The 15,843-nt window shown below is 58.0% G+C and carries 16 protein-coding genes; 7 read left to right on the forward strand and 9 right to left on the reverse strand.

Annotated features, from left to right (window positions below):
- Positions 1-3: 3 nt before the first annotated feature.
- Complete coding sequence (locus tag AC3WP4_RS01545) at positions 4-1,389, reverse strand: iron-containing redox enzyme family protein (RefSeq protein WP_102614225.1); 1,386 nt, start codon at positions 1,387-1,389, stop codon at positions 4-6.
- Between the two features lie 192 nt (positions 1,390-1,581).
- Between AC3WP4_RS01545 and AC3WP4_RS01550 the strand changes: the two genes are divergently transcribed.
- On the forward strand, positions 1,582-2,034 hold the full coding sequence (locus AC3WP4_RS01550) for a cupin domain-containing protein (protein ID WP_076027775.1): 453 nt from the start codon (positions 1,582-1,584) through the stop codon (positions 2,032-2,034).
- Positions 2,035-2,148: 114 nt separating this feature from the next.
- Here AC3WP4_RS01550 and AC3WP4_RS01555 read toward each other — a convergent pair whose 3' ends face one another.
- On the reverse strand, positions 2,149-2,865 hold the full coding sequence (locus AC3WP4_RS01555) for a tellurite resistance TerB family protein (RefSeq protein WP_102614224.1): 717 nt from the start codon (positions 2,863-2,865) through the stop codon (positions 2,149-2,151).
- A 249-nt stretch (positions 2,866-3,114) separates the two neighbouring features.
- Between AC3WP4_RS01555 and pcsA the strand changes: the two genes are divergently transcribed.
- The 4 genes from pcsA (at position 3,115) to AC3WP4_RS01575 (ending at position 5,575) form a co-directional block, all read left to right on the forward strand.
- Positions 3,115-3,831 (forward strand): phosphatidylcholine synthase, encoded by a 717-nt coding sequence (gene pcsA / locus AC3WP4_RS01560; RefSeq protein WP_102614223.1) that lies wholly within the window; start codon positions 3,115-3,117, stop codon positions 3,829-3,831.
- Positions 3,832-3,847: 16 nt separating this feature from the next.
- Positions 3,848-4,234: a DUF488 domain-containing protein gene (locus tag AC3WP4_RS01565; protein ID WP_074877830.1), complete on the forward strand. Its 387-nt coding sequence runs from the start codon at positions 3,848-3,850 to the stop codon at positions 4,232-4,234.
- A 76-nt stretch (positions 4,235-4,310) separates the two neighbouring features.
- The gene (locus AC3WP4_RS01570; RefSeq protein ID WP_102614222.1) at positions 4,311-4,781 is read left to right on the forward strand and encodes a GNAT family N-acetyltransferase; all 471 of its coding nucleotides are present in this window, start codon (positions 4,311-4,313) and stop codon (positions 4,779-4,781) included.
- 26 nt (positions 4,782-4,807) lie between these two features.
- Positions 4,808-5,575, forward strand: a complete 768-nt coding sequence (locus AC3WP4_RS01575; RefSeq protein ID WP_074877834.1) for a metallophosphoesterase — start codon at positions 4,808-4,810, stop codon at positions 5,573-5,575.
- Here the strand turns inward: AC3WP4_RS01575 and AC3WP4_RS01580 are convergent.
- The 4 genes from AC3WP4_RS01580 to AC3WP4_RS01595 form a co-directional block, all read right to left on the reverse strand.
- Positions 5,549-6,424 (reverse strand): alpha/beta fold hydrolase, encoded by an 876-nt coding sequence (locus AC3WP4_RS01580; protein ID WP_102614221.1) that lies wholly within the window; start codon positions 6,422-6,424, stop codon positions 5,549-5,551. The two genes, AC3WP4_RS01575 and AC3WP4_RS01580, sit on opposite strands and share 27 nt — an antisense overlap.
- Before the next feature lie 248 nt (positions 6,425-6,672).
- Positions 6,673-7,905: a nucleoside permease gene (locus AC3WP4_RS01585; RefSeq protein ID WP_076027780.1), complete on the reverse strand. Its 1,233-nt coding sequence runs from the start codon at positions 7,903-7,905 to the stop codon at positions 6,673-6,675.
- A gap of 57 nt (positions 7,906-7,962) precedes the next feature.
- Positions 7,963-9,066, reverse strand: coding sequence for a sugar phosphate isomerase/epimerase family protein (locus AC3WP4_RS01590; protein ID WP_102614220.1), 1,104 nt, complete (start codon positions 9,064-9,066; stop codon positions 7,963-7,965).
- A complete protein-coding gene (locus tag AC3WP4_RS01595) occupies positions 9,063-10,229 on the reverse strand; it encodes a Gfo/Idh/MocA family protein (protein ID WP_371916894.1) in 1,167 nt (388 codons plus the stop codon). The genes AC3WP4_RS01590 and AC3WP4_RS01595 overlap by 4 nt, the downstream gene beginning before the upstream one ends.
- Positions 10,230-10,606: 377 nt before the next feature.
- Here AC3WP4_RS01595 and AC3WP4_RS01600 point away from each other — a divergent pair, with 377 nt between their 5' ends.
- A complete protein-coding gene (locus AC3WP4_RS01600; protein ID WP_102614325.1) occupies positions 10,607-11,611 on the forward strand; it encodes a LacI family DNA-binding transcriptional regulator in 1,005 nt (334 codons plus the stop codon).
- A gap of 32 nt (positions 11,612-11,643) precedes the next feature.
- On the opposite strand, the gene AC3WP4_RS01605 is transcribed toward AC3WP4_RS01600, so the two are convergent.
- The 3 genes from AC3WP4_RS01605 to AC3WP4_RS01615 form a co-directional block, all read right to left on the reverse strand.
- The gene (locus tag AC3WP4_RS01605; protein ID WP_173860437.1) at positions 11,644-12,657 is read right to left on the reverse strand and encodes a GlxA family transcriptional regulator; all 1,014 of its coding nucleotides are present in this window, start codon (positions 12,655-12,657) and stop codon (positions 11,644-11,646) included.
- A gap of 102 nt (positions 12,658-12,759) precedes the next feature.
- A complete protein-coding gene (map, locus tag AC3WP4_RS01610; protein ID WP_102614217.1) occupies positions 12,760-13,551 on the reverse strand; it encodes a type I methionyl aminopeptidase in 792 nt (263 codons plus the stop codon).
- A complete protein-coding gene (locus AC3WP4_RS01615) occupies positions 13,548-13,814 on the reverse strand; it encodes a ParD-like family protein (protein ID WP_074877849.1) in 267 nt (88 codons plus the stop codon). The genes map and AC3WP4_RS01615 overlap by 4 nt, the downstream gene beginning before the upstream one ends.
- Positions 13,815-14,123: 309 nt before the next feature.
- Between AC3WP4_RS01615 and AC3WP4_RS01620 the strand changes: the two genes are divergently transcribed.
- Positions 14,124-15,803 carry a thiamine pyrophosphate-binding protein gene (locus tag AC3WP4_RS01620; protein ID WP_102614216.1) on the forward strand — a complete coding sequence of 560 codons (1,680 nt, stop codon included), beginning with the start codon at positions 14,124-14,126 and terminating at the stop codon, positions 15,801-15,803.
- Positions 15,804-15,843 lie beyond the last annotated feature (40 nt).

Genomic DNA, 15,843 nt, shown 5'->3' on the forward strand with positions numbered 1-15,843 from the left:
TCCCTATCGAAAACCGGATTTGAGTTCGATGAACCGTCGCGTGGCCAGCAGGCCAGCGGGGTGGGCGTGCCGATGGGCGGACAACCACGGAATCAAGACTTGCATTTGCTCGTCGGCGGCAAGCCCTTTAAGTGTAGCGTGCAGGCTTTCGACATCCGGGTCATTGGCGGGTACGGGTGGTTCGGTCGCGGCGCGGCTACTGCGTCGAACCGCAGCGGGCGATCGCTCAGGTCGCCAATCTCCGGCAATCCAGTCGTGCAGCAGTTGCTTTTCGTAGGGGCTGAACACCCCGAACATGGCCGCGCCGTCACCCTCGACCAGTTGCCAGAAACGACTCGCTTGCGGGTTCTGGTGACGTTTGATCCAGCCCTTGTTTTCCATGGCGCTGAGGAAGCCTGGCAACTGCTCCGGCGACGACAGCCATTGATTGACGGTCTGGCCTTCCAACCGGCAATAGTCGGAATGCATGTGCTGACCAAACGGGCGCTTGCGCTCAAGCATGCTCAGCAACTCGCCGTACAGGTCGAACGATTCGATGATCGCTCGACTGCCCTGCCCCAGATCGTTGAGCCGATAACCCAGCGCAACCCTGCGCAGAAAGTCTTCGCGGTCGGCTTCCACCGGCAACAATTGCAGCACCGACTGCACGGCCTTTTGCGCGTGGCCGGTGCTGGCATTGTCGATGGTCACGTGCAGGGTGAAGTAATACGGATCGATGCCCAGCTCACTGAGTTCATAGGCGCTGATCAGCAAGTGCAGCGGCAGTTGTTCATAGCCGAGGTTGTAGCCGATCACTTCTGGCAAAAAATCGTCGCTGCAATAACCCAGCGCCAATTGCACCGCACCTTGCAAGTAACGCTCGTCCGGGATGAACGGATTGTCCAGCAAGCCCTGTTCGGCGAGCAGCTTGCGGTATATCACCACATGATTTCGCGCCGGGTTGCCCTCCCCCAACTCTTCCAGATAGGTGCAAATCAGCCCTTCGAAACGCGGGTCATGCCAGTGCCGCAGCAGTCCATACAGCCACGCGCCGTCCACCAGTTTGGTCGGGGCAACGGCTTGCAGGAAATACAACGCGTGCGCCTTGTTGGTAAAGAACTGCCGCGGTCCGCCGTCCTTGCGCTGTTGCAGGTAATCGGCATATTGGCGTGCTACATCGGCGCAGTGTTGTTCGACAAAGGTTTGCAGTGTCGACAGGTCTTGCGGCATGTCTTCAGGCAGGTCCGCGGCCTGCGCCAGTTGAGCCTTGAGAAAGGATTGGGCGAGTGCACGCTGGTGTTCGATATCGTCGCTCAGCAATAACTGTTCGTAGACAGGTTTCAGGTTCCCGGCGGTCAGGATCGCGCATTGGGCAGTCCGCTGGGATTCAAGTCGTGTCAGGGCAGTCATGGGGTCGTCTCTCGGTCTGAGGCCAGTCAGGACGCTGAATCAGCACGTCTCTACATCAGCAGAGCGACCCCTGCGGAAGAAAATTCCATCAGCGTGGGAATCGCCCGGACAGACGGGCTTGTGGCACGGCACCCGATGCCGGATCGAGTGAATATACTCAGCGTGTGTGGTCTCATCCTACGGAGAGCAATCATGCGAACGATTCATGTCATCGAGGCCGACAAAAAACCCGACCCGGTCAGTGTCGTGGGCGAGGCCATCACCATTCTTGCGGGCGGGGATCTGAGCAAACCTTTTGAAATGCATATCCAGGAAGGCGTGCAAGGCGGTGGGCCGCCTGCGCACTTTCATCCATGGGACGAAGCGTTCTACGTGATTGACGGGCAGGTGGAAGTGACCGTTGCGGGCAAGGCCACCACCCTTTCCCCCGGGGGTTATGTGCATATTCCCGCTGGGACTATTCATGCCTATAAGAACATCAGTGCGACGGCGAAGATGATCGGCGTGGTGTCTGATCCGCGCGGTGGCCAGTTCTTTGCCGCACTGGATCAGCTCAAAGTGCCGCAGGATTTGCCGCAGATCCTGGCCATCGCCGAGCGCTTCGGCGTTACGTTTCTGGTGCCGAAAGCCCCCATGACCTCGTAGGCGTTGATCGTTCCCACGCTCCGCGTGGGAACGCCTCTCGGGACGCTCCGCGTTCCATCCACGATGCCAGAGCCATACCCGGCAACTTGGTGACGCAAAGCGCAGAAACAATCATCAGGCCACGCCACCTTTGGCCTGTTGCTCCAGATGCACTTGCAGGTCCGGATCGATGTTCAGCGCCGCAGCCAGTTCATCGAGATAGCGACGTTCGGCGTCCTGCTGATCGTCCACCAGCATCACACTGGCCAGGTACATTTCCGCCGCCATGCCGGAATCCGTGGCCGACTGCGCCACATCGGCGGCGTCCAGCGGCCGTGCGACTTCGTCATCCAGCCATTGCTGGAGTTCCGGATCGTCGGTGTGGCGGCCGATTTCGGTGCTGATCATCTGCTTCTCGGCGGCATCAATCCGGCCATCGGCCTTCGCCGCCGCAATCAATGCCCGAAGAATCGCATGGCTGTGGTCCTCGACTTCCGGGCCGGACAACAGGTCGACAGTGCGCGGTGCCGGTTGCGGCGCCGAGGCCTGGCTGCGTTGCCAGGCTTGATAAGCCTGGAATGCCATCATTCCGAGCGAAGCCAGTGCCGCGTAGTTCGTGCCGCCACCCGAGTGGGTCCGGGTCGAACCACCCATGGTTGAGCCACCGCCCAGCAGACCACCGAGCAAACCACCCAGGCCACCGCCCCCGGCGCTTGACCCGGCACTGCCGCCCAACAGGCCGCCGAGCAACCCACCGAGACCACCTTGGGCCGACGCGCCACCGCCACCCTGTTGCGACATTGAGCCTTGACCGGCCCGCAGTAGTTGTTCGAGCAGATCGCTGGTGTTCATGAGATGTCCTCATCGGTTGGGGTGATCCAGTCAGGCAACGATAGTCCTCGCCGACGAATGCGCCACCACCGTTTGGCTTTATTACCCCCGAATTGATCCGGGGTATTTTTTTTCAGCCCAGCTAAGATTTACAGATGGTGAACCTTATCCCCGGATACCCGGTCGATACATGCAACCTGACTTGGTTTGCCGACACCCCCGATTGAAGGGGTGATAACAGGCTTGCTTCACTTTCTGGAGAATACTCCCGTGATATCGACCCTACACATCGCCAGGCTCAAAGCATGGGGCGCCCATGGTTTTACCGCCACCGGCGTGGTCACTGCCTTCCTCGCAACCCTCGCCCTGCTGGAAAACCAGGCGACAAACTGCCTGCTGTGGCTGGGTGTCGCCCTGATCGTCGATGGGCTGGATGGCGCGTTGGCGCGCAAGGTCAATGTCCAGTCGGTATTGCCAAGTTTCGATGGCTCGATTCTCGATCTGGTCATCGACTACCTGACGTACGTGTTTATCCCCGCCCTGTTCATTTATCGTTACATCCCCTTGCCGGACTACACACTGCTGTTGTCCGTCTCGCTGATTCTGGTCTCATCGCTGTTTTGTTTCTGCAACGTCAACATGAAGAGCAAAGACAACTACTTCCAGGGCTTCCCCGCCGCCTGGAACGTGGTTGCGCTGTGCCTGTACATCATCGCTCCGCCGTCGTGGATCACTTTTCTCGCGATCATCGGCCTGGCGCTGTTGACCGTGACCCGGATGAAGTTCCTCCACCCGTTCCGCGTGCGCAAGTTCATGCCGATCAACATTGCCGTGACGGCGATCTGGCTGCTGTGCAGCTTGTCGCTGGTGGTCAACCATCCAGTGATCAACCCGCTGGTAATGGGGCTTTGGCTGCTGATGTCGGCTTACTTCCTGGGGATTTGCATCTGGCGCACGGCGCTGGAGTGGTTCGAAAGCTCGCGGTAATAAAGGAAGGTAGAGCATGCCCATCCATATCGTGCGCCTCGGTTCACCGCGCGCAGCCAATGAAGGCCTGCGCCTGGGCACGGTGCGGCGCCCGCCGCGTGGCGTGCCGAAAGCCGAGTTCGCCAGCCGTGATTTTTATGACGTATGGCAGCCGTTGCTGTCTCCCAGCGCCGAGCTGGTCGCAGAAGCCAAAGCGGCGGAAGACGACAAGGCGTGGGAAGTGTTCAAGCGCAAGTTCAAGAGCGAAATGAACCACCCGGCGCCCAGTCAGTTGCTCGATTTACTGGCAGCGTTGTCCCATCAAACGTCACTGGCCATTGGCTGTTATTGCGAAGAGGAAGCGCATTGCCATCGTTCGGTATTGCGGGAGTTGTTAGAGGCGCGAGGTGCTCAGCTCAACTAGTCGCTCGCTATGGCGACATTGACCGTTCAAGATCGACTTAGGATTTTGGCAAAGACACAAGGATTGGGGTCTTCAAATGAATAACCAGATTCGACTCGCCACCCCTGACGATGCGGCAGACATCAGCCAGGTCATCATTCAATCACTGCGCCAGTCCAATGCTCGGGACTACCCGCCCGACGTCATCACCCAGGTAGAGAAAAGCTTTTCTCCCGAGGCCTTACGCGCCCTGTTAAACCAACGCCAGGTCTTTGTCGCCACCCACGATAAGCGTGTAGTCGCCACGGCCAGTCTTGATCAAGACGTTGTACGCAGCGTATTCGTAGACCCAGACCATCAGGGCCGCGGACTCGGCAGGCAGTTGATGGCGACCCTTCAATCGGTCGCCCAAGCCGCAAATATCGAGGTACTGCGCGTCCCCTCTTCCATCACCGCCGAAACCTTTTACTTCAAGCTGGGTTATCGAAAAATCCGCGACGAGTTTCACGGTGCCGAGCGTACGATCATCATGGAGCGGCGTTTGCCGACGTCAGTTCAACGGGGCTGACATTCAAATCAAGTAGGAGTCGATCGATGCGCATCGCCTTGCTGTCAGACATCCATTTGTCCGTCAACGCGTTACCTTTTCCCGATGTGGATGCTGACATTGTCGTTCTCGCCGGAGACATTTCCCGTCCGGCTGCGGCCATTGAGTGGGCCAAATCGTGCCCTCTTCCGATCGTGTACGTGGCTGGGAATCACGAGTTTTATGGCAGTGACCTGATTTCTACCTACGAACAGTTGAACAGGTTGTCGCAAGGGACACGGATCCACGTATTGGAACGTTCGGAGCATGTCCACGACGGCGTGCGGTTTTTGGGTTGCACCCTTTGGTCCGACTATCGTCTTTTCGATTCTGCAGAAGATCGGGCACGGGGTGTTGATCTGGCTACGAAGCTTATGCGGGACTACACCCACATAAAAATCTCGCCCGATTTTCCAGACCTGTTCACTCCGGCAGTTTCACAACTGGTTTTTTTGCAGACAGTCGCCTGGCTGGAAGACTGCTTCACCCGCGACAGAACGACGCCCACGGTGGTGGTTTCGCATTTCGCACCGACACGGTTGAGCATAAGCCCGCTATTCGAGAATTCACCGATCAACGCGAGTTTTGTTTCAGACCTCGAAGAACGGATCAACGTCTGGCAGCCGGCGCTTTGGCTGCATGGCCATACCCATGGAAGCTTTGACTATGCGGTGGGCAAAACCCGGGTCATTTGCAATCCCCGGGGTTATGCAAAAAATGGCGTTAATGAAAACCCGCAATTCAATGATTCATACGTAATTGACCTGGATGTCTGAGGCAACACGGCCCTGCTTCCTGCACGCCGGATCGAGAAAGCCGAGCAAGGCCTGCCGGGTGTCATGCAAGGCCGCCGGGTGTTCCATATCGAGGAAATGCCCGGTGTTCCTGATGGTGTGGAAGCTGGCCTGAGGGGCGTGATCGGCAAAAATCCGGGCGTCTTCTACCGAGGTGTACTCATCCCATTCGCCGTTGACAAACAGCAGCGGGATTTCAATGGCATTGGCACAGGCGACATAGCAATGAGTGTTTTGAGTCAGCACCTCATTGACGTGGAAATGCATCTGCCGGTACTCGTGCTCGGCCAGGCTGCTGACATGGCGGTCATTAAAGCGTTTGAACAGCGATGGCAGGTGCTTGCCGATCGTGCTGTTGATCAAGCGACTGACATTGAGGCGGTCACACGCCTGGAGATGGTTCAGGCCGCGCTCCAGGTAATCGCGCATCGGCGCATTGACCCGTGCTGCGAATGAACCGATCACCGCTTTCTCGATACGTCGCGGCTGCTGGGCCAGCGCCAGCAAGGTCGCCGCACCGCCCCAGGAAAAGGACAGCACATGGTGTGCACAAAAGTGTTCGATCAACTCCAGCAGTATCGCTGCCTCGTCTTCCTTTCGGATCGGTTCGCCGTGGAGGTTGTGTTGCTTCGACTGACCGGCGTAGGGCTGGTCGTAAAGGACCACGTTGAATCGTGGTTGCAGGTAACGCACCGTTTGGGCAAAGGATGCTGTCGTTGCCAGTGAGCCGTTGACCAGAATGATGGTCTTGTTAGCGGCAGTGTTGAGATAGTGCTCGGTATGAACCTTGTACTTCCCGCAGATCTCGACGATGGCAGTTTTCGGCATCATGTAACTTTTCCTTTTACCAATTTGAGCTAAGCGCACAGCATGACGGTGCCCGTACGGCCTCCGTGACTACCCGGTCACGGACTGACCATTGATTCAGAGTTAAGCAGGGATTTTCCCGTCTGCAAGAACCCAGACGCGTTAGTTCGGATGCCGTCGCGCCGGCACTGCACAAAAAAAAGCCGAAGTCCCTAAAGGCTTCGGCTGTTTTTTTCGATCTGTTTTCGAAAGGCAGTGGCTGTCATCAATCGCTAGACGGTCGATTGCACGACTGCCGTTTGCCGCCCCTTGAACGCCAACGAAAAACAGAAAAATACTGCCAACGCGAACCCGGCCGGGAACAGCCAGATGCTTTTCCAGTCATGGCTGCCCGCCAACGCGTAGTGATCGGTTACTTGTCCCGCGACCCAGAAGCCGATCAGCATGCCCAGGCCGTAGGTCGCCAGGGTAATCAGGCCCTGGGCGGAGCTTCTGAAGTGCTCCGAAGCTTTGGCATCGGTGTAGATCTGGCCCGAGACGAAGAAGAAGTCGTAGCAGATGCCGTGCAAGGCAATGCCGGTGAACAGCATAAAGGCCAGGTCGCCATTGTTACCGTAGGCGAACAACAGGTAGCGCAAGGCCCACGCCAGCATTCCCACCAGGAGCGCGATTTTGATGCCGAAGCGCTGAATGAACAGCGGCAGGAGCAGCATGAACAGCACTTCCGAGACCTGACCGATGGCCATTTTCGCGGTGGGGTTGGTCATGCCGATGTCCGCCAGGAACGGATTGGCATTCTGGTAATAAAACGCCAGTGGAATGCAGATCAAAATGGAAGCAATGAAGAACACCAGGTAGCTGCGGTCCTTGAGCAAGCCCAAGGCGTCCAGCCCGAGCATTTGCTTGAGGCCGCCGCTGCCGGACTCTGGCTTCAGAGGTGCAGTGCGCGGCAAGGTGAAGCTGTAAAGGCCCAGAACCAGAGACGCCATCGCCGACATCAGAAAGGTATTGCGCAACCCGCCTGTTGAAATCGCGGCTTGAGAGTCCCAGGCAAACACAAAACTGATCACCACACCGGCCACAATCCAACCAACGGTGCCCCACACGCGGATGCGCGAAAACTCCAGGGCCGGGTCGCTCATCTGCCGGAACGCGACCGAATTGACCAATGCCAGGGTCGGCATGTAGATCATCATGTAGGCCAGTACGAACGGATAAAACGTGCTGAAATCCGGCGCTCGATAAAGCTGATACAGCAATACCGCGCCTACCAGGTGCAGCACGGCGAGGATGCGTTCGGCATTGAAGAAACGGTCAGCGATCAAACCGATCACAAACGGCGCGATGATCGCACCCCAGGACTGGGTCGAGAACGCCATGCCGATCTGCCCGCCGCTGGCGCCCAGATCACTGGCGAGGAAGGTACCGAGGGTGACGAACCATCCACCCCAGATAAAGAATTGCAGGAACATCATGGCGCTTAATCGCGCGGTCATCAGGGTCATAACAGTCACCGACTTATTGTTTTTGTTTTTGGAGAAGAGCAACGAACAGCGTTTTATTCAGGCAGCGGGCAAACCCAGCAGGCGGCGATTGAAACCTTCGTCGGACGTCACGCTGGCGAAGTCGTCGAAGGCCTTTTGTGTCTTGGTAATCATGTGCTGCTCGATGAACGCCGCTCCTTGCGCGGCCCCCTGTGCCGAATCCTTCAAGCAACACTCCCACTCCAGCACGGCCCAACCGGCAAAGTCGTATTGGGTCAGTTTGCTGAAGATCGATTTGAAATCGATCTGGCCATCGCCCAGAGAACGGAAGCGGCCCGGTCGGTCGACCCATGCCTGATAGCCGCCGTAGACCCCCGAACGGGCATCGGGCCGGAACTCGGCGTCCTTGACGTGGAACATGCGGATGCGGTCGTGGTAGCGATCGATGAACCCCAGGTAGTCCATTTGCTGGAGCAGCAGATGACTGGGGTCATACAGAATGGCGGCGCGTGGATGATGATCGACCGCCTCCAGGAAACGCTCAAACGAGGCGCCGTCGTGCAGGTCTTCGCCGGGGTGGATCTCGTAGCACAGGTCGACGCCGGCCTCTTCGAAACAGTCGAGGATCGGCAACCAGCGCTTGGCCAGTTCTGCAAAACCCTGTTCGACCAAACCGCTCGGCCGCTGCGGCCAAGGGTAGAGATACGGCCAGAGCAACGCGCCGGAAAAGGTTGCATGGGCCTTCAATCCCAACCGCTGACTGGCGCGGGCCGCCAGCTTCAATTGGTCGATGGCCCATTCGGTCCGCGCCTGCGGCTGACCGCGCACATGCGCCGGCGCAAAGTCATCGAACAAGGCATCGAACGCCGGATGCACCGCGACCAGTTGGCCTTGCAAGTGCGTCGACAGCTCACTGATTTCGACGCCCGCCTGAGCACAGGTGGCTTTCAATTCGTCGCAATAATCCTGACTGTCGGCGGCGCGCGCCAGGTCAATGTATTGCGTGCCCAACGTGGGTAACTGAATGGCCTTGTACCCTTGGGACGCCGCCCAACGAGCAATATTGGCCAGGGTATCGAATGGTGCTTCAGCGGACATGAACTGCGCCAGGAAAATGCCTGGACCACGCAAGCCCGTCGAGGGTTGGGATGTAGGATTCACGGGGGAATTCTCCAGGTTCATGGATGGCAGACCAGTTCGGTCCACTTGCTGTCGCCACGGTGGTTGGCGATCACGGTTTCGATGAAAGCCATGCCGCGCAATCCCACTTCGATGCCTGGCACACCGGGCGCCTCATTGCCTTTGAGGTTGCTGCGGATCGCGCTGGCGAAGTCGCCGTAGAGGTTGGCCATGGCCTCCAGATAGCCTTCGGGATGTCCGGCGGGCAGACGCATGCGTCGGTTCGCGGCTTCGCACAACCAGGGTTGACCGACACCGGAACGCAGGGTGCGCAAGGGTTGATCGATGGCGCGATGAATCAGGCTCGACGGTTCTTCCTGACGCCATTCCAGCCCGCCCTTGTCGCCGTAGATACGGATCTTCAACGGATTCTCTTCGCCAGCGCAGACCTGGCTGGCGATCAATACACCGCTCGCGCCGTCGGCCATCTTGAACAGCATCGCCGCGTCGTCGTCCAGTTGCCGGCTTGCAAGGTGCGTATTCAACATCGCACACAGGTGCTTGATCGGTTGGTCTGCGACGAATTCGGCCAATGAAAAGGCATGGGTGCCGATATCGCCAATGCAGCCGCCCAGCCCCGACTGTTCGGGCAGATCGCGCCAGCCCGCCTGCTTGTTGCCCTGCCCGGCCACATCCTGACTGAGCCAGCCTTGGGGATACTCGACGATGACCTTGCGCACCGTGCCGATCACGCCGTCGCGGACCATTTGCCGAGCCTGCCAGACCATCGGATAACCGAGGTAGGTGTGAGCCAATCCATAGAGGCGGTCGCTGCTCTCCAGCAGTTTCTTGAGAGGTAACAGCTCGGACAGATTCAGCGCCGCGGGTTTCTCGCTGAACACATGAAACCCTGCACTCAGCGCCCGAGTGGCAATCGGCGCGTGCAGGTGATTAGGGGTGACGATGACGAGCAGTTCCATGCGCCGATCGGCGGGCAGTGCGCGCTCGGCATCGAGCATCTGCTGCCAGTCGCTGTAGCAGCGCGAAGCGGACAATCCCAGCGCCGCGCCTGTAGCCTGGTTGTTGCGGGCGTCTCGGCTGAACACACCGCACACCAATTCAAAACGACCATCGAGCCCGGCGGCCTGACGATGAGCCTTGCCAATGAAGGCACCCTCGCCGCCTCCGACAAAGCCCATTCTTATTTTTGCCACTGGAACGTTCATCGCGACTTTTCTCTGTTTGAGGCACTACACATCTTTTTGGCCCCCCGTAGCAGCTGCCGAACCTGCGAGGCTGCGTTCGACTGCGAAGCAGTCGTCAAATCAGTTTGCGGGCGCTTTCAGGCAAACCGCGTATGCAGGCCTGGCGAGGACTTCGTCCTCGAACGCAGGCTCGGCAGCTGCTACAGACTTAGCCCTGTGTAGATACCTATGCTGTTTGGACACTTAAACTCCGCGGCGATGTAACCGGTTACATCGCCACGGAAATTTAGGCCCTGTTGCGCGAGGTGTCAAACCCCGGATTAATATCGATGAACATTTCAGGGCACGCTCGACTTGCGCTAAGCTCGCCAGCCGCACAGTTCGACAACGAGGTGGTCTTGTCCAATATCCGTGAAGTCGCCCGGCTTGCCGGCGTCTCGGTGGCCACGGTCTCCAGAACGCTGAAATCGCCTGAGCGCGTGCTCCCCGACACGCGGGACAAGGTCAACGCCGCCGTGGAAAAGGCCGGTTATCGGCCGAACCTGATGGCGGTGCAGTTTCGCTCACGCAGGACGGGCAACCTGGTGATTCTGGTCCCGGCCATCGCCAACACGTTTTTCGCCCGGGTGATCAGCGGTGCCCAACAGGCTGCCCAGGCCGCCGGGTACCGACTGCTGCTGTGCGACACCCAGGGTCGTGAGGAAATCGAACGGGAATTCGCCGAGCTGGTGTACGCCCATCAGGCCGATGGCGTGATTCAACTGCGCGCCTACGACCCTTTTGAAGCGCCCTTCCCCAGCGCCGAGTTACCGCCCATCGTCAACGCCTGTGAGGTGATTCAAGGCGGCCGCCATCCCACGATCAGCCTCGACAACCGCGCAGCAGCCAAGGCCATGACCGAGCATTTGATAGAACTGGGCCACCGCCGGATTGGTCTGATCAAGGGCCCGAAAAGCAGCCCGCTGACCCGCGATCGTGTGGCCGGTTATCAGGACGCCTTGCGCCAGGCCGGCATCGCCTCCGATGCCGCTCTGATCTGCCACGGGGATTTCAGTTTGAAGGCTGGTGATGACGGTGCAGCAGCGATGCTGGCGCTGGCCGACCGTCCCACCGCGCTCTTTTGCGAAAACGATGAAATGGCCATCGGCGCGTTGAAGCGCATCAAGCAGCAAGGCTTGCGGGTACCCGAAGATATTTCACTGGTAGGCTTCGACGACATTCCCTTCGCGGCGTATTGCGATCCCCCCCTGACGACCATCGCGCAACCCGCCGAAGTCTTCGGCCAGAAAGCCGTCGAAATGCTGATTGCCTTGATTGAGAAGAAACCGATTGCGCAACGTCATGTGGTATTGCCGTTTGAACTGACGTTGCGCAATAGCACGGCAAGGGTCAACGAGCGCTGAACGATTTTGGGGGCTACTTGCCGCCCCCATTGCTACTTGACCAGGCGCTTTTCCTTGGAAGGCCTGTAGCCGAAGTAAGAGCTGTAACACTTGCTGAAATGGCTGGGCGATACAAAACCACAAGCCACCAATACGTCCACCTGGGACAGTTCGGTGTGCTGGAGCAGCCGACGCGCCTCGGTAATCCGCAATTCCATGTAATACCGTTGCGGCGTCGTGCCCAGTTGCTCCTTGAACAAGCGCTCGAGTTGACGACGCGAACGGCCGGCGTAAACCGCCAGTTGCTCCAGTTCCAGAGGCTCTTCGAGGTTGGCATCCATCAGCTTCACCACCTCGCGTAATGGCGCGCTCACACAGATATTTTCAGTCGGTTTTATGCGCCGATAACGCGACTCCTCGAAAGCCAGGATGTCTTCAATCCCCTCGACAAGGGCTTTGTCGTGCAAGCTTTTGATCCAGTCCAGCGCCATGTGGAACGCCCCCGAGGGACTGGAGGCCGTGAGGCGGTCTCGATCGATGACGTAGGGTTCACTGGTGACATGCGTCGCCTTGGAGATTTCCGCGAGCGCAGGGCGATGTTCGGGGTGAATCGCGCAGCGATATCCGTCAAGCAAGCCTGCCCTCCCCAGGAACCATGCGCCATTCCACAACCCGGCCAGAATGACGCCCTGGTCTGATGCGGCCCTCAACAGGGAGATGAGTTCATCCGTCGCTTTGAGTTCTGTCCTGTAGCCGCCGCAAATGACCAGCAGGTCCAGCTCCTGGATCGTTGAGCCAACGAAACGGCCATCCGGGCGGATGACCAGGCCCAGGTCACTGATGACTTCTTCATCGGTCAAGCCGAACGTTCGGGAAGAGAACAACCCGGGCCGCAGAAGATTCGCGGTGACAATCGTATCCAGTGCTTGCGTGAATGCGGGCAGCGAGAAATGCTCAAGCAGCAGAAATCCTGCCCTGACCACCTGAGTCTTCTCGTTGGGGTTCTCATTCAGATAGCGGAGATTTTTCCCCTTCATGCCTCCGCTGAATTGACGTCGCTCGATCAATGTTCGGCCTGCTCGGTTACGTTACCCAACCTGTCGTTGAGTGCGTTGATAAACCTCAATGCTAACTGTAGAGGTTTCAAAACCACTAGCGCCATTTTGCGCCTAAACGATAGCGGGATACCCATCGACACTATCGGGCCAACGGGTCAACACCTCGAAGCCGTCGTCAGTGACCGCGACCATATGTTCCCACTGAGCCGAGAGGGAGTGGTCCTTGGTGACCACGGTCCAGCCATCCGCCAGGGTTTTCACATGGCGTTTGCCAGCGTTCAACATGGGTTCAATGGTGAAGATCATGCCGGCTTTCAGTTTCAGGCCCTGGCCTGGGAAGCCGTAGTGAAGGACCTGCGGCTCATCGTGATAAATCTTGCCGATACCGTGGCCGCAGTACTCGCGCACGACGCTGAACCCGTCTCTTTCAGCCACCTTCTGAATGGCATGGCCAATGTCACCCAGCGTCGCGCCGGGGCGGACGACGCGAATACCGGCACACATCGCTTCATAGGTCGTCTCTGCCAGACGTCGAGCTTGCAGGCTGGGCTCGCCCACGAAGTACATGCGGCTGGTGTCGCCGTACCAACCCTCCTTGATCACGGCAATGTCGATATTGACGATGTCGCCATCCTTGAGTGGCGTGGCCGAAGGAATGCCATGGCAGACCACTTGGTTGACCGATGCGCACACGGTTTTCGGGAACCCGTGATAGCCGACATTGCCTGGAATGGCTTTCTGCACGTTGACGATGTAATCGTGACAGAGCCGGTCAAGTTCGTCGGTGGTGACCCCCGCTTTGACATGCGGAGCAATCATGGCCAGGACCTCGGCGGCCAGCGTGCCCGCCACACGAGACATGGCTATTTCTGCCGGGGTATTGAGCTTTACATAGGCCTTCATGGCTTGGCTCCTGATGCTGCATCAACCTGGGCGTTTTGCGAAAAATCGGCGAGTGCGCACAGCTGTTTCACATCGAGACCGCCCGCCAGTTCGGCACGAATCAGCACACGGCAGATGTCGCTGTGGTCCAGGTTTGGATGCAACTCCGCAAGCATCCCGATGCGCATCCAGTGCTCGGCCTGGGCGTTGATCGAGCGACTCAACGCATCGCTGGCGACGCGCAGATTCTCATGCATGGCTTCTGAAATTTTTACGATACCCACTGATCAATCCAATATGAAATGTATATGAACCGTATATTAATCGCTCATCGTGTGAAATTGCAATTTCACGACTGACCGCCACGCCAGAAGCGCACGACGGCATAAGAAGTAACTGGTTGACAAGCAGTCCGACTTCAATAGCTGAGGGAATGAAGTGCTGAGCAATCATCGTTTGTACGCCTACTCGATGATGCTCAGAATTCGTGGCGCAGACGTTAGCCGTTGTTCTTCCAATTGATCGAGTCCGTACCTGTCAGAAAGAGCGCGATTCCCCCTTTCACACCGCACCATTCGACTCAGGAGATAACAATGAATAAAACCATTTCTCGTCGTAGCGGAGGTCAGATTTTAGTGGATGCCTTACGCATCCATGGCGTCAAAAGAGCGTTTTGTGTTCCGGGAGAAAGCTACCTCGCGGTGCTCGATGCATTGCATGACGTGCAAGAAGAAATCGATCTGGTGGTGTGCCGCCAGGAAGGTGGGGCGGCCTATATGGCAGAAGCCTACGGCAAGCTCACTGGCGAGCCAGGCATCTGCTTCGTGACCCGAGGCCCGGGTGCAACGAACGCTTCGGTTGGCGTTCACACGGCGTTCCAGGATTCATCGCCGATGATTCTGTTCATTGGCCAGGTCGCTCGCGATCAGCAGCATCGCGAAGCCTTTCAGGAAGTTGATTTTCGCCAGATGTTTGGCCCCTTGGCGAAATGGGTCGTGCAAATAGACGACACCCGCAGAATTCCCGAACTGATCAGCCAGGCGTTCCACCGAGCGGTCAATGGCAGGCCTGGGCCTGTAGTGGTCGCCCTGCCGGAAGACATGCTGACCGAAATGGCGGAAGTCAGTGATGCCGGGCCTTTCAAACGCGTATTGATGACCCCGGCAGCCGAGCAAATGGCCGCCATGCAGCAATTGCTTGAACGATCAGAGCGGCCATTGATGGTGCTGGGTGGCAGCGGTTGGGACACCCAGTCGGTGCACGACATCCAGCTGTTTGCTGAACAGCAGAACATCCCGGTTGCCGCCTCCTTTCGCTGCCAGGACCTGTTCGACAATCGACACCCGAACTATGTCGGTGATCTTGGTTTCGCCGCGTCAGCGCAGCTGTCCTCAGCGATAAAAAACGCCGACCTGCTGTTGGTCGTGGGCTCCAGAATGGGTGAGGTTTCAACGGGCGGGTATGCGATCCTGGACATCCCGGTACCGAAGCAAACCTTGATCCATGTTCACCAAGGCATCGAGGAACTGGGACGGGTTTACCAACCTGCGTTAGCGATCAACAGCAGCCTGTCGACCTTTGCCCAATCAGCCGCAAAACTTCCTGCGGTGACCAGCCCGGTAAAGAGTGAATGGACGCGCACCCTGAACAAAAACTACCGCGAAAACCTGCAACACTCGCCCTCCCCTGGCGATGTGCAAATGGCCGAAATCATTGAATGGTTGAATCGCAGACTTCCAGACGATGCAATCCTGACCAATGGCGCCGGCAACTACGCTGTCTGGCTTCAGCGTTTCTATCAGTTCCGCCAGTACCGCACTCAGTTAGGCCCTACCAATGGCTCCATGGGCTACGGCGTTCCTGCTGCGGTGGCGGCCAAACTGACGTGCCCGGATCGGGTGGTGGTTTCATTTTCCGGAGATGGCTGTTTCTTGATGAACGGTCAGGAGATAGCGACAGCAGCGCAATATGGCGCCCATGTGGTTTTCATTGTGATCAACAACGGAATGTACGGAACCATCCGAATGCACCAGGAGCGCAATTACCCTGGACGCGTGTCAGGCACTGAACTGCTCAACCCGGATTTCGCCGCACTGGCCCAAGCCTATGGGCTGCATGGCGAGGTAGTCACCGCCACGTCGGAGTTTGCCCCAGCGTTTGAACGCTGCCTTAGCATGTCCCGGCCATCCTTGATTGAGGTCAGGGTAGACCCTGAAGCCTTGACCCCTCGACTCAGCCTGACTCAGATCAGAGAACAATCAAGCAAGAAGTAACCCGTTTCTTGGGTTTTGGGCGCCTGACTCACGATTGAGC

Source organism: Pseudomonas sp. FW305-20, assembly GCF_058788075.1.